The sequence below is a fragment of the Halorubrum luteum genome, from assembly GCF_054652935.1.
In genome coordinates this window covers 1,992,657-2,016,770 of record NZ_BAAIGT010000002.1, presented here as the reverse complement: position 1 = coordinate 2,016,770, position 24,114 = coordinate 1,992,657, and the positions used below count along the sequence as shown (strand labels likewise).

The window sequence follows — 24,114 nt, the reverse complement described above, 5'->3', positions numbered from 1 at the left end:
GCGAGGTTCACGCCGATCGGCTACCGTCGCCCGCGCCCGTCCGTTTCGCGTAGACGGCGGCGGCGACGGCGGTCACGAACCATATCGGCGCACCGACCTGCACCGCAAACGTCGCACGCGCACCCCACGTGCCGAGCGTCACCTGCGTGGAGAGTAGCGCGACGACCGGCGCACCGACGAGAATGGTGACGACGAACGTCGTCTGCATCACCCAGCCGTAGTCGATCCCCTCGACCTCGGAGCGCTCGACGGGTTGCACGCGTCGAGGTCGGACCCGGAGGGTCAAATCGATGCCGGTCGGGCGACGCCGATCGAGCGACGAAGACGCCGTCACTCCGCGTCTCCACGCAACGCGAGAAGAACGTCGGCCTCCACCCACGAGTCGACGTCCGTCGGTCGGCGACTGGGCTCAGCAACGTCGAAATGATTCGCCTGGTTTAATTCACGTCGACGCGCACACTCCACGTATGACCACGACCCAGGGGCTCCGGGACCGCGAGGAGCCGATCACGATGCTCACCGCCTACGACACGCCGACCGCGGAAGTCGTCGACGAGGCGGGTATCGACGTCGTTCTCGTCGGCGACAGCATGGGGAACGCGACGATGGGGTACGACTCGACGCTCCCGGTGACGATGGAGGACGTTGCGAGTCGGACGGGTGCAGTCGTGCGCGGCGTCGAGGACGCTCTGGTCGTCGCGGACATGCCGTTTCTCTCGTTCGGCGTCGACGAGGCGGAGTCGGTCCGCAACGCCGGCGAACTGATAAAGGAGGCGGGTGCGGACGCGGTGAAGATCGAGAGCGGCCCGCACACGGTCGAGACGACTCGACGGATGGTCGACGTCGGCATCCCCGTGATGGCACACGTCGGCCTTACGCCCCAACACGTCAACCGACTCGGCGGGTATGGGAGACAGGGGACCGACCGAGCGGCCGCCGAGACGATCCTCGAGCTCGCTCGCGAGCATGAGGATGCGGGCGCGTTCTCGGTCGTGTTGGAGCACGTCCCCGCAAATCTCGCGGCGACGATCACCGACGAACTCGATGTCCCGACGATCGGGATCGGTGCCGGCCCCGACTGTGACGGACAGGTGCTCGTGATCACCGACGTGATCGGTCTCGGCGAGTGGTCGCCGTCCTTTTCCGCACAGTTCGGTGACGTTCGCGGCGAGATGGCGCGTGCGGTGGCCGAGTATAAGTCGGCCGTCGAAGCGGGGTCGTTCCCCGCAGACGAGCACTCTCACGTTGAAGACGCCGTCGACGACGTGGAGTAGCTGGGTCGCCGTCGACGACGTGGAGTATCTGGGTCGCCGTCGACGCGAATCGAACTGCTGAAACGATCCGGACGGTGCGTTCCGTCAGGCCTTTGCGCGCCCGGCTCGTTTTATAAGTCGATGGAGTATCTGCAGCGTCGGGTCGCGCTCGTCGACGAGCGGCTCGAGGAGGTCATCGAGGCGGTCGAGCCCGACGAGCTGTCCGCGGAGCTCGAACACGTCGTCCTCGCCGGCGGCAAGCGAGTGCGTCCCGCCGTAACGATCCTCGCGTGCGAGGCGTTCGGCGGCGACCCCGAGGACGCGGTTGACTTCGCGGCGGGGATCGAGTTCGTTCACAACGCCTCGCTCGTCATCGACGACATCATCGATCGATCGGACGTGCGTCGCGGGACCCCTTCGGCGTGGTCGGAGTTCGGCTACGGCTCGGCGATCATCACGAGCGACGGGCTGTTGGGTGAGGCGTTCGCACTGTTCTCCTCTGACGAGCGAGCGATGCGGATCGTCGCCGAGGCGATGGTCGAGCTCGGCGAGGGAGAGGCGACGGAGCTGGCCGCACACCCGACGACCGAGGCGGAGTACATGGAGCTCGCGCGCCGGAAGACGGGCGCGTTGTTCCGGGCCGCCGCGGAGCTCGGTGCGGTGGCCGGCGGGGCCGATCCCGAGGCCGTGGAGTCGTTCGGGGAGTACGCCGAGCGCGTCGGCGTCGCGTTCCAGATGCGCGACGACGTGCTCGACGCCACCGCCGACGCCGACGATCTGGGCAAGCCGACCGGACAGGACGCCGAGATGGACCGACCATCGGTCGTTCGCGTGACCTCGCTGAGCCCTGAGGAAGTGAACGAGCGGGCTCGCGAGCAGTCCGAGCTCGCGCTGGCGGCGCTCGCCGACGCCAACCCGCCGGAGACGGAGGCGATCGAGTACCTCCGCGACCTCGCGGAGTTCGTCGTAGTCCGCGAGCGATGACGAGCGAGCCCGGCGTGTTGCAACTGGCCTCCATCGAACGATTAAGGAGGCCGGCTCCCCGTGGAAGCGTATGAGAGAGCGCGCGCTGCACGAGCGGTGGGAGGACGTGTTGGCCGATGCGGACGCGACCGCGGCGGAGTACCGGGACCGGGGTTGGGAGGCGACCGTCGTCCATCCGGGCGACGTCAATCCGGTGCCCGACGCCGGGCGGCTCGACGTCCTTCTTCCCGGCCCGGAGTTCGACGAGCTTCGAGACCGGATGGAGAGCATCGACGTCGACACGTTCCGGGTGTACGCGGCGCGCCAGAGCGGCGTGGCGTTTCGGCTCGTCGTCGCCGAGGACGGTGACGGTGGATTCGCGCTCTGTGTCCCGACGTACCTCGCGGATCCGGACGCCGCTCCGCTCGAACACACCGCGACGTCGACCGGGACGCTCGTCATTCGACTGCGCCCGCTCGACGACCGCGATGTCGTCGATGTGGAGGTAACCGAGCCGGCGCTGTTCTTCGATCCTGACACCGACGAGTGAGGGACACGGGAAACCGGCGGACGAGCCGTCGGCCGTGACCGTCAATGATGGCGGTCGGACGTGGGTCGAACGCGATAGCCACCACAGTTGCGTCCGGCCGCCAGACCCACCTCTTGCGTGAGTGGTTATCACACACGTGTGTATCTTTTCCACGAATGACTTCGGAGTATTCATTGTTGTGCAATCACGATCATCGGTATGAACCGAGCCGAGAAGGCGGCCCTCCAGCTGCAGGCGGTCGCCGTGTTGCGGACGCTGAAGGAGACGCGGACGTACGAGGAGCTGTCGACGTTGACCGGACTGCCCGCCGGGGACCTGAACCGCTACGTGAACGGTCACGTGCTTCCCGGCACCGACCGCGCGCGGGAGGTCGTGTCCGGGGTCGGTCGCGACGCGCTGGCGGACGAGCTCACCGCACGCGTCGAGTTCGACGACGAGGGGTACGTCGACAACTCCGGCGTCGTCTTCGACCAGTCGTTTCTCGACCTCGTCGCGCCGGTCGCCGCCGAGACGTTCGCGTTCGACGCGCCCGACGTCGTCCTGACCGCCGCCACCGACGGGATCACGCTCGGCGCGGCGATGGCCTCCTTCTTCGACGCTCGGCTCGCCTACGCCAAGAAATCGAAGGAGACCGCCGTCGAGGAGTTTATCGAGTCCCGCCAGCGACTCGAGTCGGGAATCGAACTCACCTACTATCTCCCCACACGAGCTATCGATCCCGGCGACACCGTGCTCGTCGTCGACGACCTGATCCGGTCGGGCGAGACGCAGGAGCTCCTCCTGGATATCGCCTTACAGGCAGATGCCGACATCGCCGGCGTGTTCACGCTGATCGCGGTCGGTGACGAGGGGATGAGCCGAGCCCGCGAGATCACGGACGCACCGGTCGGCGCGCTCGAGCGGTTCGAGTAGCGCCCGGTCACACGATCCTCGTGGTCGAACACGTCAACGAGGATTGGTTTTATGCACGTTTAAGCAGTTTGAACGGCGAACACCGGCTTTATCTCGAGTATTATGTACACATATGTGTACCTCTGGTGGTTCTCGAAAGTAAAACTTATAAACTGATCCGTAGATACGCACACCTGTTCAATGGGTTTTACTGAGACGCTGTCCGAACGGTTCGGCGTCGGGGCGCACGGCTCGGACGTCCGCACGGAGTTGATCGCCGGGGTGACGACGTTCCTGGCGATGTCGTACATCATCGTGGTGAATCCCGCGATCCTCTCGGAGGCGATCGCCATCGAGGGGTACAGCCAGACACAGGTGTTCCAGATGATCGCGATGGCGACGATCCTCGCGTCGGTCGTCGCGACGGTCGTAATGGCGTTTTACGCCAACCGACCGTTCGGTCTCGCTCCGGGAATGGGGCTCAACGCGTTCTTCGCGTTCACGGTCGTCATCGCGCTCGGAATCCCGTGGCAGACCGCCCTCGCGGCCGTTTTCGTTGAGGGGATCCTCTTCATCATCCTCACCGCGATCGGCGCTCGCGAGTACGTGATCAACCTGTTCCCTGAGCCGGTGAAGTTCGCGGTCGGTGCGGGTATCGGCGCGTTCCTGCTTTTCATCGGTCTTCAGGAGATGCAGGTGATCGTCGGCTACGAGGGAACGCTCGTCACGCTCGGCGACATCGCAGCCACGCCCGCCGCGTTGCTCGGCGTGCTCGGCGTGCTGTTCACGCTCATTCTCTGGGCGCGTGGCGTCACCGGCTCCATCGTTATCGGGATCATCACTACCGCGCTTGCGGGCTGGCTCGTGGCGCTTTCAGGCTTGACGAGCCCCGAGAACGTCGTCGACGGCCAACTGTACGGCACGTTCGCCGAGCAGGGGCTCGTCGGCGGACTGGTCACGCTCGTCACGGCGGTGCAGTTCGACTTCACGCCGCTCGCGGGCGCGTTCATCGACGGACTCGCCGACATCGACCCGGTGACGTTCACGTTCGTCGTGTTCACGTTCTTCTTCGTCGACTTCTTCGACACCGCCGGGACGCTCATCGGCGTCTCGCAGTTCGGCGACTTCCTCGACGAGGAGGGTGAGCTCCCCGACATGGACCAGCCGCTGATGGCCGACGCGGTCGGCACCACCGTCGGCGCGATGCTCGGCACCTCGACGGTGACGACGTACATCGAGTCCTCGACCGGGATCGAGGAGGGCGGCAGCACGGGGCTCACCGCGCTCGTCGTCGCGGGCTGTTTCCTCCTCGCGATCCCGTTCGTTGCGCTCGTCCCGATCCTCCCCGACTACGCCTCGTTCCTCGCGCTGGTCGTCGTGGGTGTGATGATGTTCCAGGGCGTCGTCGACATCGACTGGGACCACCCGGCGTGGGCGATCTCCGGCGCGCTCACCATCCTCGTGATGCCGCTCGCGTACTCGATCGCCGACGGGCTCGCGGCGGGCATCATCGCGTACCCGATCATCAAGGCGACGATGGGCGAAGGTGCTGACGTCCATCCCGGTCAGTGGGTCCTTGCCGTGCTGCTCATCGGCTACTACCTGCTCCAGACGGGCGGGTTCGTGCTGTAGCGCGGCGCACGATCCGCGTTCGCTCGACGCTTCCATTCGCCCGACGCTTCCATTCGCCCGACGCACGCATCCGACCGACTTTTTCACGCCGAATACGTTCGTTGCGGTATGGAGCGATGGGAGGTGGTCCGCGCGTGGAAGCTCCGGGAGCTTCCGGACCCGCCGCAGTTGACCGTGAGCGAACTCCTCTCGAAGCTCTCCGAGAACGGGCCGCTCTCGTACCGTCCGCCACAGCCGAGCTGGGAGCTGAAGGCCCGAGTCCGGCTGCGTGATTCGTTCACCTGTGCGCTGTGTCCGGCCGGACGGATCGACACGCTCGACGGGGCGACCCGGTGGCGGTCCCGAGAGGGGCGAAGCCTGAAGCGCCCTCCGAGCGCGTCGATACAGGACGCTGCGGCCCGCATGCTGGAGGTCCACCACGTCGTCCCGCGGGCCAACGGCGGGCGGAACGACGTTCGAAACCTGCTCACGCTGTGTCCCGACTGCCACGCCGACGTCCACGAGTATCGCGTCGACCGGATCCCCAGGGATCGGACGCGACCACCGCTCGGAACGCGGGTCGATGGTCCCGGTCGACACAGCGGCTGAGCTCCGCCGTGGAGACGCGAGGCCGAGACGGTCGTGTGGGATCGCTGCATCGACCACCGAGTTCTTTACCCGCGTGTCCCGTATCCACGGTGATGAGCGATCTCAAGCTCTACGAACTCGCCGGCTGTCCGTACTGCGCGAAGGTCAAGGAGACGCTCGCCGACCTCGAACTGGAGTACGAGTCGATATCGGTGCCGCGGTCACACGGACAGCGAACGGAGGTGCGGGAGATCAGCGGCCAGACCGGCGTTCCAGTGCTCGTCGACGAGGCGAACGGGATCGAGGGGATGGCCGAGAGCGACGACATCATCGAGTATCTCGAGGAGACGTACGGCGGGTGATGACCGTCAGTCACGTCGACTGTAAGCCGTAGCCCTGCCGACTTCGCTCCGCTGTTCCGGACTCTCCCTGTCGTTGCAGCCTCACTCGGTCGCCGTCTCGATGGCGGCTTCGAGGTCCGCGACGATGTCCGCGGGATCCTCGATGCCGACGGAGATCCGCACCATGTCACCGGTGACGCCCGCGGCCTCCTGTTCGGCCTCGGTAAGCTGCTGGTGTGTCGTCGACGCGGGATGGATAACGAGCGTCTTCGCGTCGCCGACGTTCGCGAGCAGTGAGGCGAGTTCCGTGTTCTCGACGGTCGCCTTCGCGGCGTCGAAGCCGGCCTCCAGCCCGAACGTGATCATGCCGCCGTACCCCCCGTCGAGATACTCCGTCGCCTCCTCGTGGGTCTCGTGGTGTTCCAGCCCGGGATAGTTCACCCACGCGACGTCGTCGTGTTCGTCGAGGTACTCCGCGACGACCTGTGCGTTCTCGCAGTGGCGTTCCATGCGAAGCGGCAGCGACTCCGTCTGCTGGAGCGTGTTCCACGCGTCGAACGGCGCCTGCTGGTTGCCCAGATCGCGAAGCCCGCGGGTGACCGCCGCGAACGTGAACGCCGCGTCGCCGAACGCGTCGACGTAGTTGATCCCGTGATACGCGGGGTTGTCCTTGGCGATCTCCGGGAACTTTTCGGGGTACTCGCCCCACGGGAACGAGCCGCCGTCGACGAGGACGCCGCCGATCGTCGTTCCGTTACCCGTGAGCCACTTCGTCGTCGACTCCCAGACGAGGTCCGCCCCGTGCTCGAACGGTCGGCAGAGATACGGCGTCGCGAACGTGTTGTCGACGAAAAGCGGCACGCCGTGGTCGTGGGCGATATCGGCGATTCGCTCGATGTCCGGCGTCACGAGCGCGGGGTTGCCGATCGTCTCGAGATGGACGTAGGCGGTGTCCTCGTCGATCGCGTCCTCGTACCCCTCGTAATCGAGGGGGTCGACGAACCGCGTCGAGACCCCGCGGCGCTCGACTGAGTGGGTGAGATACGTGTACGTCCCGCCGTACAGCGCCGAGGAGGTAACGACGTTGTCGCCGGCGGACGCGAGCATGAACGTCGCGAGATCCAACGCGGCCATTCCCGAGGAGGTGGCGACCGCGCCGACACCCCCCTCGAGGGAGGCGATCCGCTCCTCCAAGGCGGCGTTCGTCGGGTTCATGATCCGCGAGTACACGTTGCCCGCCTCCTCGAGCGCAAACAGCCGCGCCGCGTGGTCGGCGTCGTCGAACTCGTAGGAGGTGGTCTGATAGATCGGCGTCGCTCGCGCGCCCGTCGTCGGATCGGGGTTCGATCCGGCGTGCACGCTTCGCGTACGGAACTGTGGGGGGTCCTCGCTACCGTCTTCGGGTGCCATACAGGCACTGGTTCCGGAAAGCGCTTAAAACCGGTCGGCCCGCACAGCACCTACCGCTACCTCGGATCGAGTCCAACCGGTTCAGCCGGACGGGCGGATGGGATAGTCGTACTGGACGGTTCGGTTGGATGCTCCGCCCGCTCCGTCCCCTGCGTAGCTCAGCCTTTTATATTACACACCGGAAACGTCCGGGCGACGAGATCGCCGATCCCGAGTTCGTCGCTGACGCGGACGACCTCGTCGACGTCCTTGTACACGCCGGGTGCCTCCTCGGCGATCGTCGCGCCCGACTCCGCTTTGACGTAGATCTGCTGTCCTTCCGCCAGGTCGTCCTGTACGTCGCCGCCCCAGAACTCCTGTTTCGCCTGCGTCCGGCTCATCAGCCGTCCGGCTCCGTGGGCGGTCGAGCCGAACGAGACGCGCATCGACTCCGCACCCCCGGAGAGCACGTACGACCCGGCGCCCATACTCCCGGGGATGATCACGGGTTGACCGACCGCGCGATACGCCTCCGGCACCGCCTCGTGACCCGCGGGGAACGCCCGCGTCGCGCCTTTCCGGTGGACGTACAGCGTCCGCTCCTCGCGGTCGACGACGTCGTCGCCGCTGGCGGGGAGCCCGTCGGCGCCGACGCCAACGTCGTGGCTCTCCTTTTTGCCGATGTTGTGTGCCACGTCGTACAGAAGCTCCATGCCGAGGTCGGCGATCGGATCGGCGTCGAACACGTCGCCGAACACCTCGCGGGTTCGATGGGTGATGAGCTGGCGGTTCACCCACGCGAAGTTGATACACGCACACATCGCGCCGTAGTACTCGGCTGCGAGTTCGGAGCCGGCGGGCGCGGCCGCGAGCTCCTTGTCCGGCAGCGACTCGAGGAGGTCGCCGTGTTCTTGTTCGATCCGCCGGAGGTAGTCGTTACACGTCTGGTGGCCGAGCCCGCGGCTCCCACAGTGGATCAACACGACGATCTGTCCGTCCGAGAGCCCGTACGCCTCGGCGATCGCCTCGTCGAACACGTCCGTGACGCGCTGGACCTCGAGGAAGTGGTTGCCGGAGCCGAGCGACCCCATCTGGTTGCGGCCGCGATCCTTCGCCTTCTTCGAGACGTACTCGGGGCGAGCGTCCGGACGACGACCCTCGTCCTCACAGTGCGCGAGATCGCTTTCGATCCCGTACCCCGCGTCGACCGCCCACTCGACGCCGCGCTCGAGAGCCGCCTCGAGCGCGTCGATGTCGCCGTCGATGACGCCGCCGCCGCCGAGGCCGGAGGGCACCGCCTCGAACAGCGCGTCGACGAGCTCCTGCTCGCGCCCCTGGACGTCGTCGTACGTCAGACTCGTTCGGACCATCCGGACGCCGCAGTTAGAAACGACGAACCCGTTCGCAACGAAGTTATGGGCGTCGTGATTCACGCCGATATCGTACACATCCATTGTGCCCCGTTCGAGAATCTTCGAGACCTCCGAGGTCATGGTGAGGTTATCACGAACGGTAACTTCTTCACAGAACTCATCGAAATCGGGGAAATCACGGGGAGGCCGAGGACGGCCGCTTCGCTGGTCGTAAACACTCCGTTCAATGAAGCGCTCGTTGACGTCGTCGAACCGGGCTTTGATCTCTTTCGTTGCCGTACCTCCATCAGAGAGTGCTCTGGCCTCATCGGCGATCCGTGCGCGTCGTTCTATCGCTTCCCGTTTCCGTTTGAGATACTGAGCTGCAAGCAGCCCTCGCTTCTGCTTCTCTTTCGCATATCGGTATCCCACTCGAGTAAAGAACCGTATTAGATTATCCGGCTTTGAACTGATCCCAAACCGGAGACGAACGGTTTCACCGGAGGACGTCTCCGTCTGTTCCACTAATTCAAGCGAGTTGGTCTCGATGCCGATCCGGTTTAGCTGCTCCATGAGACCACACATGAACTCTTCACCAGCATCTCGACAACTACTGAGACGGTTATGAGATACGGCAGGAGCGTAGAAATTCTTCGGCGCCACGGTGTCCGGTGCGCTCAGCTCGGCACCGAAGAATGCAGAAAGATACAACGCCCGCTGCCAATCCGCCACATGATCCAGATACTCCGGTACAGTACGCTTGGATTCGACCTTTTTGCTATCCGGTGCGCCGAGCCGGAGTAACAGTTGTTTAAACGCATTCGATCCGGATGAGATGCTATACTCGGTTCGTGAGAACTCTCTACCGTCTATCTCGTGGGTTCGATCCTGCTCGTAAATCTTTGAAGCTGTGAACCCGAGTGCCTCAATATCGTCACGAATGGTTCGAAGATCAGCTGGTTTTCCGTAAAATTGGGTTCTCCTATCAGCGAACGAACCGTCACCGGTGTGGTACCCGACGAGTTTCAGCAGACGATGGAACGCGTCATCAGTCGATCGTAGTGGCAAAAGGTCGCGTTCTTTCAGTACGCGAACTAACTGGTGGTCTTCGCCCGAAAAGTCAGTTTCGTCCAGAACGACGAACTCTGGGGGTGTGTTGTCGGGTAGTCCTTTAAATGGATGTAGAAACACCTCCTCGCCTGGATCCACTTCGGAGATCTCCGTCATTCCTGCTGGAGTATCAAACGGGTGGTCCTCCGTCGAAGTGATCCTGTCACCGGATCGAGTTTTGATCTCATACACCGTACGGTCGTCCGTCATTGAAAAGAGTCGAATATCCGAATCGGTGATCCCATCCTCCGTGGCAACAGCTGCCTGTCGGTCCTCGAACTCTCCAAACAGATTCTCGATCCGACGACGACGGCCGTGTGATAACAGCACCTCCGCGTCGCCCGCAAGACAGTTGATGTCGTAGCCGATCGCGCCTGGCGAGATACAGCCCGTCTCGGCGTCGATCGCTCCGACGCCGCCGACCGGGAAGCCGTACCCCTGGTGGCCGTCGGGCATGCAGATCGCCGGCTCGACGATCCCCGGCAGGTGGGTGGCGTTTCGCAACTGCTGGAGCGTTTTGTCGTCGCCGATCGCCTCGAGCAGCGACTCGCTGGCGAGCACTCGCGCCGAGACGTTCATCTCGCCCTCGCGGGGGATCTCCCAGACGTGCTCGCGCACCTTCTCCAGTCGGATCCCGTCGAACTCGCGCGTGGTCATACGCGACGGTTCGTCACCAGGGGGGAAGGGCGTTACGTCCGGTCGCCGACGACCCACTTCTGTGAGTAGCTTTCTCCGCAAGCACAGTGGGCGTACGCGTGGATCACGTCGCCGTCGGCGTAGAGCCCGCCGACCGCCTCGTTTTTCCCCTCCGCGAACGCGAACACGAACCGGACCCAGTGGTCCTCGTCGTCCGTCTCGTGGTCCGCGTCGTCCACGAACGGACAGTTGCCGTCATCGAGCGTTCGTGCGATCGTCCCCTCGGTCCGCATCGCCGTCTGGGCGAACTCCATCGCGTCCATTCCGGTGCCGGCCTGAAACGCCGACCGGCCGGTCTCACCGTCGAGCACGAGCCGAACGCCGGCGTCGGTTTCGGAACCGACGTTCCGAAGCCGGGAGTCGTCGTCGAGAGACGCGTCGCTGATAAAGAGGACGACGTCGTCGAGGCGATCGCCTGCGAGGAACTCGTCGAGCTTGCTCATGGAGGTCACAGACGGGTGAGACCTAAAAAGCGACCGTGTTGGCGTCGGAGACGCTCCTTGCACGCGCCCGGGTTTCGCCTTGCACGCGCCCGGGTTTCGCCTTGCACGCGCCCGGGTTTCGGCGAGAACGTGCATGGACAGAAGGCTTATCGGGATGACGGTCATCACGTCGTGCATGGACAGAGACGACCGTGACGATCCGTTCGGCGATTTCTTTGAGGAGATCGAACGGATGATGAACGAGATGGCGAGCGGCCAGCCGACGAGCGACGACGCCGGATTCGCATCGGAGACGCACGTCGACGCGTACGCGACGGACGAGACCGTTCGCGTCGTCGCCGACCTTCCGGCCGTCTCCAAAGAGCAACTCTCCGTGCAGTGTGACGGTGAGTCGCTCACCGTTTCCGCGGCGTCCGACCGACGTGAGTACGACGAGACCATCGAGCTTCCCGCCCCCGTCGACGAACACTCGGGCAGCGCAACGTTCAACAACGGCGTGCTGGAAGTCGAGTTCGACCGCGACGACGACTCCGCCTCCATCGACGTCGTCTGAGCGCTCTCGTTTTTTCGTCCTGCGGTGTTTCACCGCCACAGCGACATGCCGTGGTTGGCAGGACGACGGTGGCCGGAAGCGCCGGTTCGACGGCGAACTCGCCGACTGCCCGCGTCGATTCGAGCGCGAACGTTTCGATCCACACCCACTCCGTGGCGTCCATCGCTCAGTCGTCGCCGCGGCGGCGTGCGTAGTCGAGCGCTTTGCCGGGCGTCTCCAGCAGGTTGAGGCCGATTCCGACGATGATAAACAGGGTGTACAGCCCGAGCGTCGACAGACCGAGGATGATCATCGCGGCGATGGCGTACAGTCCGTCGAGAAACCGGAACGCGCCGAGCGTCAGAATCGTTCCGTACAACAGCACGAGGTACGGCCCCCATCCGCGGGCGTGGCCGCGACGCATCCGCGAGCGGACGTACCGTTTCAGCTCCGATTCGAGCGTCGGGCGGTCGACGGTGCGGCGCTGCACGTCCTCCTCGAACTCGTCGAACTCCGCGCGGAGACGGTCGAGCTCCGCCTCCAGAGCGGCCACGTCCGGGGCTCCGCGGGGACGCTCCTCGTCCCTTTCGGCCTCGCGGTCCGACTCTCCGTTCATACCCGTGGGTCGGTCGCGTCCGTGTTGTAGCTGCCGGTCGCGGACGCTCCCGGACTCGTCGACGCGGTCGCCGCCGGTCCCGAACTCGGCGACTCGACCCTCGGTATCGGGGTCGTCGCCCAGCGAGGATCGATCCCCCGCGAGCACGACGTTGACCACCGCGCCGAGCACGACGACGATCGCGGCGACGTACAGCCACGTCACGAGCAGCAGGATCCCGCCGATGACGCCGTACACCTGATACTGCCCCGCGCTCGCGGCGTACACCTGAAACCCGGCCTGCAGCACGGTCCAGCCCGTCGCGGCGAACGCCGCCCCGGGTAGCGCATCCCGAACGCTCACCGTCGGATGCGGGAGCAGGTAGTACATCGGGAGAAACACGACCGTGAGGAGCATCGGCAGGAGGAGCACGCTCGCGACCTCGACGAGCGGGAGCGCGTCGACGGCGGCGACGAACGTGCCGACCACGACCATCGCTGCGATGCCGACGCCGATGCCGACGACGACGCTCGCGGCGTCCGCGAGCCGTTCGAGAAACGTCACCTGCTCGTCGACGCCGTACACCTGGAGAAACGCGGTGTCGAGTCCGCGGAACACCTTCAACGTCGACCACACGAGGACGGTGAGGCCGAGCACGGTCGCGCCGGACCGGCCCTGTGCGGACGCGACCGCGGTCGCTATCGCCTCCTCGCCCGCGGGCGTGAGGAAGTCGCCGGTCGCGGCGAGCAGCTGTCCGGCGATCACCTCGCCGAAGACGCTGCTCGCGACGACGACGAGGAGGAGTAACGCGGGGATCAGCGAGACGAACGCGTAGTAGGCGACGCCCGCGGCGAGAAACGTCACGTTCCGGTCCAGCGCGGCGTCGACCACGAGTCGGCCGGTGTCGACGGCCGAGGTCGGTGCTCGGGTCACACGAGCGGGTTCGACCGACGACTACAAAACGAGTCGGGTGATCCCGATCCGGGAAGCGGGCTGGGTGGTGACGACTGCGGGATGTGCTGGGTAGTGACGACTGCGGGACGCGGCGATCGCCCCGATATCGACTTCCGTGCTCACTCCTCGTCGACGACGGCGTCACGCATTTCGGGGATCGAGGCGTTCGTTTTGACGGCCGTGCCGCGGTAGTGTGCGCGGCTCGCCTCGTACCCCGCCTCGCGGAGCGTCTCGACGAACTCCTCGATGCCGATCGCGGGCTCGCTCCACTGCTTGTACAGTCGATGCTGGTCGTAGTGAGTCGACGTGTCGATCTCGCCGGCGACCTGGTCGAGCAGCTTACGGGCGCGCTTCGCCTCCCCCATCTCTCCGGTGACCTGCTCGCGAACGTTGCGCACGAACCCGGGCTCGGCCGTCCGTCCGAGCCAGATCGGGCCGGCGGTGAGCACGCGCTCGCCGTCACACGACGGACACTCGTGGGCGGGGTCGGCGATCAGCCCTCGGGTCGGCTCGCGCCAGAGGCAGTCCTCGCAGACGTCGACGTACCCAAGCTCCTCGAGACACCTGTCGGCGGCCTGCGCGCCCGACTCAAGCTCAAGGTACGTGCGGGCGTAGTGTCGGGAGACGTGCGAGCAGATCGGGCGAGCGGCCTTGTCGTAGCGTGCGGCGGTGCGCGCGAGTGCGGAGATCAGCGTCCGCAACCCCATCTCCGGGTGGAAGTCGGTGTTGCGCGGCACCGCGCCGTACTTCCGGATCCCACTTTTAAGGTGTGCGCCACAGAGGGGCGCGGTGTCGGTCGCGGTGACGCAGACGAGGTTCCGCGCGTTCGCGAACGCGGGGTCCGCGAAGGGGATCGGCGTCCCGTACGGGTCCAGATCGACGACGTCGAAGACCGACTCGTACAGCAGGGCGTTGACGTCGCGGTGGACCGCCTCGCCCGGAAGATCGTTGGCCGCGAGATTCCCGCGGGCGAGCTCGATCGCATCGGAGTCGACGTCTGCGCAGGTGACGTCGTACCCCTCGGCCGCGGCCCGCACGCCGCGGATCCCGGAGGCGGCCATCGCGTCGAGATACGTCTCGGCGCGAGGCTCACGGTCGCGGTACGCGCGCAACACGGCGACCGTGATGTCCCGGTTCAGCTCCTGTGTGGGGTTGAAAAACACCCCGCCGCCGGTGCCCTCGCTCGCGCCGTCGCGCTCCTCGGGAACCGTCACGGTCAGTCCGCCCTCCTCGATCTTCATACCTACGGTTCGCCGATCCGACTGAAAAGGACCGCGTTCCCGCTCGCGCCTCCGAGCGGCGAAGCCGCGAGCGAGCGCCGAGTGAATGATGTTCGAGCGACTCTCACCGACACCTCGACCGCCTTCACCGCCAGGTATCTTTATAAATCCGCGTCGTCGTCGACGAGGCACTGATAGTCGTCGACGATGACGCCGTCGACGCCGCGATCGACCATTCGATGGTACGTCTCGCTGTCGCTCACGCCCCACGCGTTCACCGTGAACCCCGCCTCGGCGGCCGCACGGAGATGCGTCCGGTCGACCGCCTCAACGTACGGGTGTAACAGCTCACAGTCCAGCCGATCGGCCGCCACGAGCGCCCGTTCCCACGATCGCTTATACAGAAGACCACGCCGGATCCCCGGTGCGACGTCGCGCAGCTCCGCGAGTGCGCGGGCGGAAAACGAGGAGACGAACGCCTCGTTGTCGACGGCGGAGAGCGCCTCGGCGACGTCCGCAGCGAGCCCGGTCGTTTTCAGTTCGACGTTGACGTCGACGTCGACGGGAAGCGCCGCGAGCAGTTCCCGCAGCGTCGGGATCGGCTCGTCGGTGCCGTCGACCCCGTACCCCCGAAGCTCGTCGACGGTACAGCGGTCGACGCGAACGTCAGCGTCACAGACGCGCTCGAGCGTCGGGTCGTGGACGACGACGATATCGCCGGAGCCGCAGCGGCGGACGTCGATCTCGACGGCGTCGACATGGGGAGCAGCCGCGAGCGCCGAGCGGATCGTGTTCTCAGGCTCGCCGACGAGACAGCCGCGGTGGCCGATGCAGTACGGCTCGGTCGAGTCGCGCGATCCGCCACGCGAGGCCGATCCCCGATCGCTGCCCGAAGCGGCCGATCCCCGATCACTGCCTGATCGCCCGTCTCGCCCGCCCTCCGAACCGACGCCGCCAGCGGTCACGTCGCCTCCCCGTTAACATCCGACCTCTCGTTGCGATCCGTCGGTCCATCGTCGGCGTCCGTCGGTCCATCGTCGGCCTCCTCCGCGGCCAGCGACTCCTCGTCACCGCTACCACCGAGGACCGCGTTCAACCCCATCGGGAACACGATTCCGACGCCGACGAGCACGCCGACGCGCACGAGCACGGACAGATCTGTCAGGATCGACAGCGCCAGATACGCCACGGCAGCCACGATCACCGACGGCAACACGTACGGGTTCCCTGCCGAGAGCATACCGGGAACTGGCTCGCGAAACCTCTTAACGCTCTCGGCAGAACCGCGATCACCCGGAGTCGACGACGCTCGGCCGAGAGACGACGCCCGGCCGAGAGACGACGCTCGGCTCCACGCCGGACCGACAGAATGAGGTATCCCATGGTGGAAACACCCGGTAAGAATGTTCGAGAAGGTCCTGGTCGCGAACCGCGGGGAGATCGCGGTGCGGGTGATGCGCGCCTGCGAGGAGCTTGGCGTCGACACCGTCGCCGTGTACAGCGACGCCGACAAACACGGCGGGCACGTCCGCTACGCCGACGAGGCGTACAACGTCGGCCCGGCCCGTGCAGCCGACTCCTACCTCGACGGCGAGGCGATCCTCGACGCCGCCCGCTCGGCCGGTGCCGACGCGATCCATCCCGGGTACGGGTTCCTCGCCGAGAACGCCACGTTCGCCGCCCGCGTCGAGGCGGCGGAAGATATCACGTGGGTTGGACCCACGAGCGACGCGATGGAGCGACTCGGCGAGAAAACCGCCGCCCGGCGCGTGATGGCTGACGCCGACGTCCCCATCGTCCCGGGGACGACCGAGCCGGTTACGGAGCCCGAGGCGGTGACCGACTTCGGCGACGAACACGGCTACCCGGTCGCGATCAAAGCCGAAGGCGGCGGCGGCGGACGCGGGATGAAAGTCGTCGAGAGCGCCGACGAGGTCGAAGACCAGCTCGCGGCGGCGAAACGCGAGGGTGAGGCGTACTTCTCGAACGACTCGGTGTATCTCGAACGCTACCTCGAAACCCCCCGCCACGTCGAGATACAGATCGTCGCCGACGAGGCGGGCACCGTCGTCCACCTCGGCGAGCGCGACTGTTCGCTCCAGCGCCGCCACCAGAAGGTGATCGAGGAAGGACCCTCCCCGGCGCTCTCCGACGAGCTCCGCGAGCGGATCGGCGAGGCCGCCCGTCGGGGGGTCGCCGCGGCCGACTACACGAATGCCGGCACGGTCGAGTTCCTCGTCGAGGAGGACCCCGACCGCGACCCCGAGGAGCCGCTGGGGCCGGAGACGAACTTCTACTTCCTCGAGGTGAACACACGAATACAGGTCGAACACACCGTGACGGAAGCGCTGACGGGGATCGACATCGTGAAAGAGCAGCTCCGGGTCGCTGCGGGCGAGACGCTGTCCGTCGCGCAGTCCGACGTCGAGCTGGACGGGCACGCATTCGAGTTCCGGATCAACGCGGAAAACGCCGCGGCGGAGTTCCAGCCGGCCAGCGAGGGGCGGCTGGAGACGTACGACCCGCCGGGCGGGATCGGGGTCCGCGTCGACGACGCGCTTCGGCAGGGCGACGAGCTCGTCACCGACTACGACTCGATGATCGCGAAGCTGATCGTGTGGGGCGCTGACCGCGACGAGTGTCTCGCGCGGTCGAAGCGCGCGCTCGCGGAGTACGAGCTCGACGGCGTCGTCACGATCGTCCCGTTCCACCGGCTCATGCTCGACGACGACCGGTTCGTCGCGGGCACGCACACGACGAAGTATCTCGACGAGCAGCTGGACCACGACCGGATCGCCGACGCGCAGGAGCGCTGGGGGTCCGAGACGGCCGCGAGCGACGAGGAGGAGGAGGTGACCGAACGCGAGTTCACCGTCGAGGTAAACGGTAAGCGGTTCGAGGTCGAACTCGAGGAGCGCGGCGCGCCGGCGACCCCGACCGGAGCGGGCGACGCGAGCGGTCGCCAGCAACGCCCGCCGCAGGCCACCGGCGGCTCCGGTACCACCGCGAGCGACGACTCGGGCGGCTCCGGCGGCGTCGACGTCGCCGAGGGCGGTGAAGCCGTCGAGGCGGAGATGCAGGGGACGATCCTCTCGGTCGACGTCGCTGAGGGCGAGGCGGTCGCGGCGGGCGACGTCGTCTGCGTGCTGGAGGCGATGAAAATGGAGAACGACATCGTCGCCGAGCGGGGTGGTACGGTCGCTTCAGTCCACGTCGCCGAGGGCGACAGCGTCGACATGGGCGACGTGCTGGTCGTGCTGGAATGACATTTCCCTCGGCGTGAGCGCCGAGGTTCCCTCTCGTATGTGGTCGGACGTTCCGACAACACCGGAGACAAGACGCTCCGGTTTGGTGCGGGTACTCCCGTTCAGATGTCGGAAAGCATCCCACCATCCACGTTTATGGCTGCTCCGTGGATGAACGAGGCGTCGTCGCTCGCAAGGAAGGCCGCGACCGAGGCGATCTCCTCGGGATCTGCGGGCTCTTTCGCCGGTGTGTCGGCTGCCAACGCGTTCAGTTGATCGTCCATGCCTTCGGTCATCCCCGTCTTGACGGCACCGGGACAGATCGCGTTGGCGCGGATGTCGGGCGCATACATCGTCGTTAGATTCTTCGTCAGGCCGATCAGTCCATGCTTCGATGTGGTGTACGCTGCACCGCCACCGTCGCCGGCTTTGCCTGCGACCGACGCCGTGTTTATCACGACGCCTTCGTCGTCGCCCGACTGCAGTTCGGGCAGCGCGGCTCGCGTGAGGTAGAACGGTCCGTCAAGATTCACTCCGAGCACCCCGTCCCAGAGCTCGTCGGACGTCTCACCGACTGGCGTGAAATCATCGAGCACGCCGGCGTTGTTACAGAGCACGTCGACCGTCCCAAACTCGTCAACGGCCGTTTCGACAACTGCGTCCGTACTATCAGCATCGCTTATATCAGCGTGAACGCTGATCGCGTTCTCACCGACGGCAGCCACGACATCGTCGACGCTCTCTGTATCGATATCGACCGCAACCACGTTCGCTCCCTCCGCAGCGAACCGGTGCGCCATCGCTTCACCCATCCCCGATGCAGCTCCCGTGATCACGACCACTGACTCCTGGAGTTCGACCATATATTTAATTATAATTTCATAATATATAATAGTTACGTCCATCGTTCGTGCACTCATTCCCGGAACTGTCGGAGACGTATCGAATCTCTCCCTCGGGATGTGATCGCATCACCACTCATGAGCGCCGACTGCGTCGTCATCGGGCGCTGATGCAGGCCGACTTCGGTCACGTTGCACTCCACGTTGTCGGGGAGCGCTTCGATCCGCTGTAACAGACTGCACGGATGTGACTCCTTTCAGTGTACGCCGCTCGTCACCCCGCGGAACGCCCGAGGTTGCCGAGAGCGAGCTGTCGACGTGCGGGCGGAGTCACGTACGCTTCAGGACCTCGTACGCCTCGTTCAACTCCTTGAACGCCTCCTCGTCGCCACCGTCACTGTCGGGGTGGAGGCGCTTCGCACGCTCGCGGTACGCGGATCTGATTGCGTCCTGACTCGCGGCCGCATCGAGTCCGAGCGTCTCGTAGGCGGCCCGCTCGGACATTCGCGTGGACGACGGGGCCCGGTCGCGGGGGTCACCCGACGGGCCCCAGTCGCGCGGGCCGCCCGACGATCCCGATCGCCCGGCTCCGTTCGCTCGAGTGCCGCTGGCTCCGCCGCGTCGATGCTCGGCGGCCCTGGCCCGCTGGCGGGCACGCGCCCGCTCGGCCGCGTCGGCACCGGCAGCCTCCCGACGCACGCGGTCGCGGAGCTTCCCGCTTGCGTGGTACCACAGCAGATACGCGACCGCGCCGAACGGGACGGCAACGACTAGCAGGAGGGGGTTGACGACGATCCCGGCGATGACGAGCAGCGCCGTCAGCCCGACGAACGTTGCCGCCATGCCGACGAGGATCGTGCGGTTCGCCACGGGATCGATCGGTGGGCCGTGGATGTAAGCCTCACGGGCCGACCGGTTCGGGTCGGCGGTGCGAATCGGGGACGCCCCGCCACGCGTCCGCACCGTTTATGAGTCAGCGTCACCCGGTACCGGGTATGGCAACCGCGGACCGGGAGACGGTGACGGGGCTCCCGCCGGGGATCGCGGACGCCCGCGAGGAGCTCACGCCGATGCTCTCGCAGTACGCAGACCTCTGTGCCGCTCACGAGGACGCACTCGTGTTGTTCCAGGTCGGCGACTTTTACGAGGCGTTCTGTGAGGCCGCAGAGACCGTCGCGCGCGTCTGCGAAGTGACGCTCACCGAGCGGTCGGATTCAACGGGCACGTACCCGATGGCCGGGGTTCCGATCGACAACGCCGCGCCGTACCTCGAATCGCTGCTCGACGCAGGGTACCGCGTCGCCGTCGGCGACCAGGTCGAGGACGCCGAGCAGGCGTCCGGCCTCGTCGACCGCGCGGTCACTGAAGTGATCACCCCCGGGACGGTCGTCGATGACGACCTCCTCGAGAACGGCACCACGAACTACGTCGCAGCGGTAACCGGCGACCGGAGTGGCACCGCGGGCTCGGACGGCGCGGACGCGGGCGGTGTACATGTGGACGACCGTGACGCTCCCGATCGTGTGGGCCTCGCCGCGGTCGATGTCGGCACCGGCGAGTGTCTGGTCACCTCCGGCGGCGTCGACACGATCGGCGAGGAGCTCGACCGGATCGAGCCCGCGGAGCTGATCGCGGGGCCGCACGCGCCGCGATACGACCCATCGGACGCCGATCGGGGCTGGACCCATCACGAGTACGACGCGTCGGCGTTCGGTCGTGACGTCGCGATGGCGCAGCTCGAGCCGTACGTGTCGGCTCCCGACCGTCGGTTCGGCACCGACGCGGAGCTGCGCGCGGCGGGGGCGGTGCTGGCGTACGCGGAGTACACGCAGGGCGACGACGGGCCGCTCGAGTACGTCTCGCGGATCCGGCGGTACGATCCGCGCGACCACCTCCGGCTCGACGCCGCCGCACGCCGGAGCCTCGAGCTGTTCGAGAACCGAGGGCTGGGGGCGAGCGAGACGCTGTTCGACGCGATCGACGAGACGAGCTGCGCGCTCGGTCGTCGGTGTTTGGAGCGCTGGCTCCGCCGACCGCTCGTCGAGGCCGACGCGATCCGAGCGCGACACGACGCGGTCGGCGAGCTCGCCGATCGAACGCTCGTCCGCGAGGGGGTCGCCGACGCGCTCGGGGCCGCGTACGACCTCGAACGGCTCGTCGGCCGGATCTCCCGGGGTCGGGCCGACGCTCGCGACCTTCGGTCGCTGTACGCGACTCTCTCGACCGTCCCGGCGCTGAAACGGACGCTCGCGGGGGAAGAGACGTTGCGGACGGAGCATCTCCGCGAGCTGTGCGATCGTCTCGACGAGCTGACCGAGCTTCGGGAGCTGATAGACGAGGCGATCGCGACCGACCCCCCACAGGAGATCACGGAGGGGGGCGTGATCCACGAGGGGTTCGACGAGAAGCTCGACGAGCTTCGGGAGACCGAGCGGATGGGTCGCGAATGGATCGCCGATCTGGAGGCGAGCGAGCGGGAGCGGACGGGGATCGACTCGCTGTCGGTCGGTCACAATCAGGTCCACGGCTACTACATCGAGGTAACCGACGCGAACCTCGGGAAGGTGCCGGACGACTATCGCCGCCGGCAGACGCTGAAAAACAGCGAGCGCTACGTCACGCCCGAATTAAAGGAGCGCGAGGAGGAGATCGTCGGCGCGGCCGAGCGGGCGGACGCGCTGGAGTACCAGCTGTTCGTCGAGATCCGCGACCGCGCCGCGGCGGAGACGGAGCGCATCCAGGCACTGGCGGACGCTCTCGGCGAGCTCGACGCACTCTGCTCGCTGGCGACGGTCGCCGTCGAACACGACTACGTCCGTCCGGACCTCCTCGACGAGTCCGATGTCGGCATCGAGATCGAGGGCGGTCGACACCCGGTCGTCGAGCGGACAGAGGAGTCGTTCGTCCCGAACGACGCCGACGTTCCTCGGGGGTCGATCGCGATGATCACGGGCCCGAACATGAGCGGGAAGTCGACGTACATGCGGGCTGTCGCGCTGACGACCGTGCTCGCGCAGGTTGGCTCGTTCGTCCCCGCGCAGGCGGCTCGACTCCCGGTGTTCGAGCGTCTGTTCACCCGGGTGGGCGCGTCCGATGATATCGCGGGCGGCCAGTCGACGTTCATGCGCGAGATGAGCGAGCTGACGGAGATCCTCCACGACGCCGGGCCGAATTCGCTCGTCCTCCTCGACGAAGTCGGCCGCGGCACCGCGACCACCGACGGTCGCGCCATCGCGAGAGCCGCCGCGGAGTTCGTCCACGACGAACTGGAAGCGACGACGCTGTTTGCGACCCACTACCACGATCTTACCGATCTGGCGACAGAGCGCGAGCGCGTCTTCAATCTCCATTTCACCGCGACCCGCGAGGACGGCGAGGTGACGTTCCTGCATCGGGTGGTTCCGGGTGCGTCCTCGTCGTCGTACGGCGTCGAGGTGGCGGAGCTGGCCGGCGTTCCGACCACCGTGGTCGATCGGGCACGTGAACTGATCGCCGAAGCGGCCGAAGACGACCCCGACCGATCGCTCCACGAGTTCGTCGGTGAGGCGGACGCGAACGGAGACGAGCCGGATGCGGAACCGGACTCCGGGGCCGATACCGCCGCCGACGGAACGGGTGGAACCCGGCGTCGGAGCGACGAGATCGTCGCCGAACTCGAGCGGTTGGATATCGCGCGGATGACTCCGATAGAGGCACTGAACGAGCTCCACGACCTCCGCAGCCGCCTCGACAGCGATGAGTGACCACGCGTCCGGGGACGACGAGGACCGAGCGGTCGACTCCGCGAACCGAGCGATCGATTCCGCGGACCGCATCCACCGACTTGACCGGGACACCGTCGACCGGATCGCTGCCGGCGAGGTGATCACGCGGCCGGCGCGGGTCGTCGGGGAGCTGATCGACAACGCGCTCGACGCGAACGCCTCGCGGGTCGACGTCGCGGTTGACGGCGACGGCACCGACCGGATCCGCGTCGCCGACGACGGACACGGAATGGGCCGTGCCGACGCTCGCCTCGCCGTCGAGCGACACGCGACGAGCAAACTCGATCCCGGCGGCGACCCGGTCGGCGTCGGCTCGTTGGGATTTCGCGGCGAGGCGCTGGCGGCCATCGCGGATGCGGCCCGACTGGAGCTGACGACGAACGACGGCGGGGCCGTGGGAACGCGCGTGACGGTCGACGAACCCGCCGGAGCGATCACGACCGGCGACGTGGAGGTTACGGACGCCGGGCGGGGCCGTGGAACCACCGTCGTGGTCCGAGACCTGTTCGCGACCCGGCCGGCGAGACGGGAGGCGCTGTCCGGCCCGGCCACGGAGTTCGGTCGGATCTCCCGGCTCGTCGCGGACTACGCGCTCGCGAATCCGACCGTCGCGTTCACGCTCGAACACGACGGGTCGAAGACGCTTTCTACCCCCGGAACCGACCGCACCGACGCGCTGTTTGGCGTGTACGACCGAGAGACGGCGAGCAGATCGACGACGCTGAGCGCGACCGAATCGACGGATGCCGGCGAGACGGAGTCAACGAGTGCAGGCGGGAGCGACGGGGCTCCGATCGGCGTTGACGGCGTGTTGACGTACCCGTCGATCACGCGCGCGTCGAGAGACCACGTCCGCGTCTCGGTGAACGGGCGGCCGATACGAAACGATCGGCTCGCGAGTTCGGTGCGGGCCGGATACGGACGACTGATCCCGGACGGCCGCGAGCCCGTCGCCGCGGTCGACGTCTCCGTGCCGCCCGACCGCGTCGACGCGAACGTCCACCCGGCGAAACGGGCTGTCGGTCTCCGCGACGTCGGAGCGGTTGCGAAGGCGGTCGAGTTGGCGGTCGCGGACGCGCTGACGGGCGCGGATCTCAGGCGATCGGCCGACGTAGCGACGGATCTCGACACCGCGTTGGCCCCGGTCGGCGAGCCGGACGGATCACGAGCGGGGACGTTCGACGACGCGGATCCGCTCGGCGTCTTCCGCGACCTGTACCTCCTCGTGGAGTCGGGCGAGGAGCTGCTCGTGGTCGACGTCCACGCCGCCCACGAGCGAGTGAACTACGAGCGTCTGCGGCGCGCCTTCGACGACGACCCCCTGCCGACTGCCGAGATCGATCCACCCGCGACGCTGTCGCTGTCGCCGGCCGAGTCGGCGGCGACCGACGCACACACCGACGAGTTGGCCGCGCTCGGCTTCGAGACGGAGCCGTTCGGCGGCGGCACGGTTCGACTTCGGCGGGTTCCCGCACCGTTCGGGCGCGTCGCCGACGCGGAGGCGTTCCGCGACGCGCTCGCAGCGCTCTCGACCGGCGAGTCGACGCGGGACGCTCGCGAGCGGCTGCTCGCCGACCTTGCGTGTCATCCGTCGCTGAAGCGGGGCGATGTCGCCGATCTCGACGCGGAGGCGCGTCGGGCGCTGCTCGAGCGACTCGGCGAGTGCGAGCGGCCGTTCGCCTGTCCACACGGGCGGCCGACCGTGTTGTCGCTGTCGGAGGCGACGTTCGAGACCGGGTTCGGTCGAGACCGGTGAGCAGCCGACTGGAACCGCG

At 66.8% G+C, this 24,114-nt stretch carries 20 protein-coding genes and 1 pseudogene; 11 read left to right on the top strand and 10 right to left on the bottom strand.

Features of this window, described 5'->3' with window-relative positions:
* Positions 1-22 precede the first annotated feature (22 nt).
* Positions 23-259: pseudogene (locus tag ACYQ0R_RS09945) on the bottom strand (DUF5822 domain-containing protein); the annotation flags it as partial.
* A gap of 208 nt (positions 260-467) precedes the next feature.
* On the opposite strand from ACYQ0R_RS09945, the gene panB reads away from it, so the two are divergent.
* The 7 genes from panB (at position 468) to ACYQ0R_RS09910 (ending at position 6,218) form a co-directional block, all read left to right on the top strand.
* Positions 468-1,274 (top strand): 3-methyl-2-oxobutanoate hydroxymethyltransferase, encoded by an 807-nt coding sequence (panB, locus tag ACYQ0R_RS09940; RefSeq protein ID WP_459823103.1) that lies wholly within the window; start codon positions 468-470, stop codon positions 1,272-1,274.
* A 120-nt stretch (positions 1,275-1,394) separates the two neighbouring features.
* On the top strand, positions 1,395-2,237 hold the full coding sequence (locus ACYQ0R_RS09935) for a polyprenyl synthetase family protein (protein ID WP_459823100.1): 843 nt from the start codon (positions 1,395-1,397) through the stop codon (positions 2,235-2,237).
* A gap of 70 nt (positions 2,238-2,307) precedes the next feature.
* Positions 2,308-2,766, top strand: coding sequence for a DUF7529 family protein (locus ACYQ0R_RS09930; RefSeq protein ID WP_459823097.1), 459 nt, complete (start codon positions 2,308-2,310; stop codon positions 2,764-2,766).
* 198 nt (positions 2,767-2,964) lie between these two features.
* Positions 2,965-3,678 (top strand): phosphoribosyltransferase family protein, encoded by a 714-nt coding sequence (locus ACYQ0R_RS09925; protein ID WP_459823094.1) that lies wholly within the window; start codon positions 2,965-2,967, stop codon positions 3,676-3,678.
* 180 nt (positions 3,679-3,858) lie between these two features.
* On the top strand, positions 3,859-5,289 hold the full coding sequence (locus ACYQ0R_RS09920) for an NCS2 family permease (protein ID WP_459823091.1): 1,431 nt from the start codon (positions 3,859-3,861) through the stop codon (positions 5,287-5,289).
* 108 nt (positions 5,290-5,397) lie between these two features.
* Positions 5,398-5,877, top strand: coding sequence for an HNH endonuclease (locus ACYQ0R_RS09915; RefSeq protein WP_459823088.1), 480 nt, complete (start codon positions 5,398-5,400; stop codon positions 5,875-5,877).
* 92 nt (positions 5,878-5,969) lie between these two features.
* Positions 5,970-6,218: a glutathione S-transferase N-terminal domain-containing protein gene (locus ACYQ0R_RS09910; RefSeq protein ID WP_459823085.1), complete on the top strand. Its 249-nt coding sequence runs from the start codon at positions 5,970-5,972 to the stop codon at positions 6,216-6,218.
* An 81-nt stretch (positions 6,219-6,299) separates the two neighbouring features.
* On the opposite strand, the gene ACYQ0R_RS09905 is transcribed toward ACYQ0R_RS09910, so the two are convergent.
* From ACYQ0R_RS09905 to ACYQ0R_RS09895, 3 genes are all read right to left on the bottom strand, one after another.
* Positions 6,300-7,607 (bottom strand): O-acetylhomoserine aminocarboxypropyltransferase/cysteine synthase family protein, encoded by a 1,308-nt coding sequence (locus ACYQ0R_RS09905; protein ID WP_459823082.1) that lies wholly within the window; start codon positions 7,605-7,607, stop codon positions 6,300-6,302.
* Positions 7,608-7,765: 158 nt separating this feature from the next.
* Positions 7,766-10,705 carry an RtcB family protein gene (locus ACYQ0R_RS09900; protein ID WP_459823079.1) on the bottom strand — a complete coding sequence of 980 codons (2,940 nt, stop codon included), beginning with the start codon at positions 10,703-10,705 and terminating at the stop codon, positions 7,766-7,768.
* A gap of 32 nt (positions 10,706-10,737) precedes the next feature.
* A complete protein-coding gene (locus ACYQ0R_RS09895; RefSeq protein ID WP_459823076.1) occupies positions 10,738-11,187 on the bottom strand; it encodes a DUF5807 family protein in 450 nt (149 codons plus the stop codon).
* Between the two features lie 175 nt (positions 11,188-11,362).
* On the opposite strand from ACYQ0R_RS09895, the gene ACYQ0R_RS09890 reads away from it, so the two are divergent.
* Entirely contained in the window at positions 11,363-11,740 is a 378-nt protein-coding gene (locus tag ACYQ0R_RS09890; RefSeq protein WP_459823073.1) for an Hsp20/alpha crystallin family protein, read from the top strand.
* A 166-nt stretch (positions 11,741-11,906) separates the two neighbouring features.
* On the opposite strand, the gene ACYQ0R_RS09885 is transcribed toward ACYQ0R_RS09890, so the two are convergent.
* The 4 genes from ACYQ0R_RS09885 to ACYQ0R_RS09870 form a co-directional block, all read right to left on the bottom strand.
* On the bottom strand, positions 11,907-13,247 hold the full coding sequence (locus ACYQ0R_RS09885) for a YihY/virulence factor BrkB family protein (RefSeq protein WP_459823070.1): 1,341 nt from the start codon (positions 13,245-13,247) through the stop codon (positions 11,907-11,909).
* 140 nt (positions 13,248-13,387) lie between these two features.
* The gene (locus tag ACYQ0R_RS09880) at positions 13,388-14,509 is read right to left on the bottom strand and encodes a tRNA (guanine(26)-N(2))-dimethyltransferase (RefSeq protein WP_459823067.1); all 1,122 of its coding nucleotides are present in this window, start codon (positions 14,507-14,509) and stop codon (positions 13,388-13,390) included.
* A 140-nt stretch (positions 14,510-14,649) separates the two neighbouring features.
* Complete coding sequence (locus ACYQ0R_RS09875) at positions 14,650-15,453, bottom strand: glycerophosphodiester phosphodiesterase (RefSeq protein WP_459823064.1); 804 nt, start codon at positions 15,451-15,453, stop codon at positions 14,650-14,652.
* A complete protein-coding gene (locus ACYQ0R_RS09870) occupies positions 15,450-15,728 on the bottom strand; it encodes a DUF7987 family protein (RefSeq protein ID WP_459823061.1) in 279 nt (92 codons plus the stop codon). The genes ACYQ0R_RS09875 and ACYQ0R_RS09870 overlap by 4 nt, the downstream gene beginning before the upstream one ends.
* A 163-nt stretch (positions 15,729-15,891) precedes the next feature.
* Here ACYQ0R_RS09870 and ACYQ0R_RS09865 point away from each other — a divergent pair, with 163 nt between their 5' ends.
* On the top strand, positions 15,892-17,754 hold the full coding sequence (locus tag ACYQ0R_RS09865; protein WP_459823058.1) for an acetyl-CoA carboxylase biotin carboxylase subunit: 1,863 nt from the start codon (positions 15,892-15,894) through the stop codon (positions 17,752-17,754).
* A gap of 101 nt (positions 17,755-17,855) precedes the next feature.
* Here ACYQ0R_RS09865 and ACYQ0R_RS09860 read toward each other — a convergent pair whose 3' ends face one another.
* Both ACYQ0R_RS09860 and ACYQ0R_RS09855 read right to left on the bottom strand, forming a co-directional pair.
* Positions 17,856-18,596 carry an SDR family NAD(P)-dependent oxidoreductase gene (locus ACYQ0R_RS09860; RefSeq protein ID WP_459823056.1) on the bottom strand — a complete coding sequence of 247 codons (741 nt, stop codon included), beginning with the start codon at positions 18,594-18,596 and terminating at the stop codon, positions 17,856-17,858.
* A gap of 309 nt (positions 18,597-18,905) precedes the next feature.
* Positions 18,906-19,445 (bottom strand): J domain-containing protein, encoded by a 540-nt coding sequence (locus tag ACYQ0R_RS09855; RefSeq protein ID WP_459823053.1) that lies wholly within the window; start codon positions 19,443-19,445, stop codon positions 18,906-18,908.
* 125 nt (positions 19,446-19,570) lie between these two features.
* On the opposite strand from ACYQ0R_RS09855, the gene mutS reads away from it, so the two are divergent.
* Both mutS and mutL read left to right on the top strand, forming a co-directional pair.
* Positions 19,571-22,318, top strand: coding sequence for a DNA mismatch repair protein MutS (gene mutS, locus ACYQ0R_RS09850; protein WP_459823050.1), 2,748 nt, complete (start codon positions 19,571-19,573; stop codon positions 22,316-22,318).
* The gene (gene mutL / locus ACYQ0R_RS09845) at positions 22,311-24,095 is read left to right on the top strand and encodes a DNA mismatch repair endonuclease MutL (protein WP_459823047.1); all 1,785 of its coding nucleotides are present in this window, start codon (positions 22,311-22,313) and stop codon (positions 24,093-24,095) included. The genes mutS and mutL overlap by 8 nt, the downstream gene beginning before the upstream one ends.
* Positions 24,096-24,114 lie beyond the last annotated feature (19 nt).

Bases quoted from the DNA above. Each gene is read 5' to 3' on its own strand.
- panB (WP_459823103.1), top strand. From the start codon at position 468: ATGACCACGACCCAGGGGCTCCGGGACCGCGAGGAGCCGATCACGATG.
- ACYQ0R_RS09935 (WP_459823100.1), top strand. From the start codon at position 1,395: ATGGAGTATCTGCAGCGTCGGGTCGCGCTCGTCGACGAGCGGCTCGAG.
- ACYQ0R_RS09930 (WP_459823097.1), top strand. From the start codon at position 2,308: ATGAGAGAGCGCGCGCTGCACGAGCGGTGGGAGGACGTGTTGGCCGAT.
- ACYQ0R_RS09925 (WP_459823094.1), top strand. From the start codon at position 2,965: ATGAACCGAGCCGAGAAGGCGGCCCTCCAGCTGCAGGCGGTCGCCGTG.
- ACYQ0R_RS09920 (WP_459823091.1), top strand. From the start codon at position 3,859: ATGGGTTTTACTGAGACGCTGTCCGAACGGTTCGGCGTCGGGGCGCAC.
- ACYQ0R_RS09915 (WP_459823088.1), top strand. From the start codon at position 5,398: ATGGAGCGATGGGAGGTGGTCCGCGCGTGGAAGCTCCGGGAGCTTCCG.
- ACYQ0R_RS09910 (WP_459823085.1), top strand. From the start codon at position 5,970: ATGAGCGATCTCAAGCTCTACGAACTCGCCGGCTGTCCGTACTGCGCG.
- ACYQ0R_RS09905 (WP_459823082.1), bottom strand. From the start codon at position 7,607: ATGGCACCCGAAGACGGTAGCGAGGACCCCCCACAGTTCCGTACGCGA.
- ACYQ0R_RS09900 (WP_459823079.1), bottom strand. From the start codon at position 10,705: ATGACCACGCGCGAGTTCGACGGGATCCGACTGGAGAAGGTGCGCGAG.
- ACYQ0R_RS09895 (WP_459823076.1), bottom strand. From the start codon at position 11,187: ATGAGCAAGCTCGACGAGTTCCTCGCAGGCGATCGCCTCGACGACGTC.
- ACYQ0R_RS09890 (WP_459823073.1), top strand. From the start codon at position 11,363: ATGGACAGAGACGACCGTGACGATCCGTTCGGCGATTTCTTTGAGGAG.
- ACYQ0R_RS09880 (WP_459823067.1), bottom strand. From the start codon at position 14,509: ATGAAGATCGAGGAGGGCGGACTGACCGTGACGGTTCCCGAGGAGCGC.
- ACYQ0R_RS09870 (WP_459823061.1), bottom strand. From the start codon at position 15,728: ATGCTCTCGGCAGGGAACCCGTACGTGTTGCCGTCGGTGATCGTGGCT.
- ACYQ0R_RS09865 (WP_459823058.1), top strand. From the start codon at position 15,892: ATGTTCGAGAAGGTCCTGGTCGCGAACCGCGGGGAGATCGCGGTGCGG.
- ACYQ0R_RS09860 (WP_459823056.1), bottom strand. From the start codon at position 18,596: ATGGTCGAACTCCAGGAGTCAGTGGTCGTGATCACGGGAGCTGCATCG.
- mutS (WP_459823050.1), top strand. From the start codon at position 19,571: ATGGCAACCGCGGACCGGGAGACGGTGACGGGGCTCCCGCCGGGGATC.
- mutL (WP_459823047.1), top strand. From the start codon at position 22,311: ATGAGTGACCACGCGTCCGGGGACGACGAGGACCGAGCGGTCGACTCC.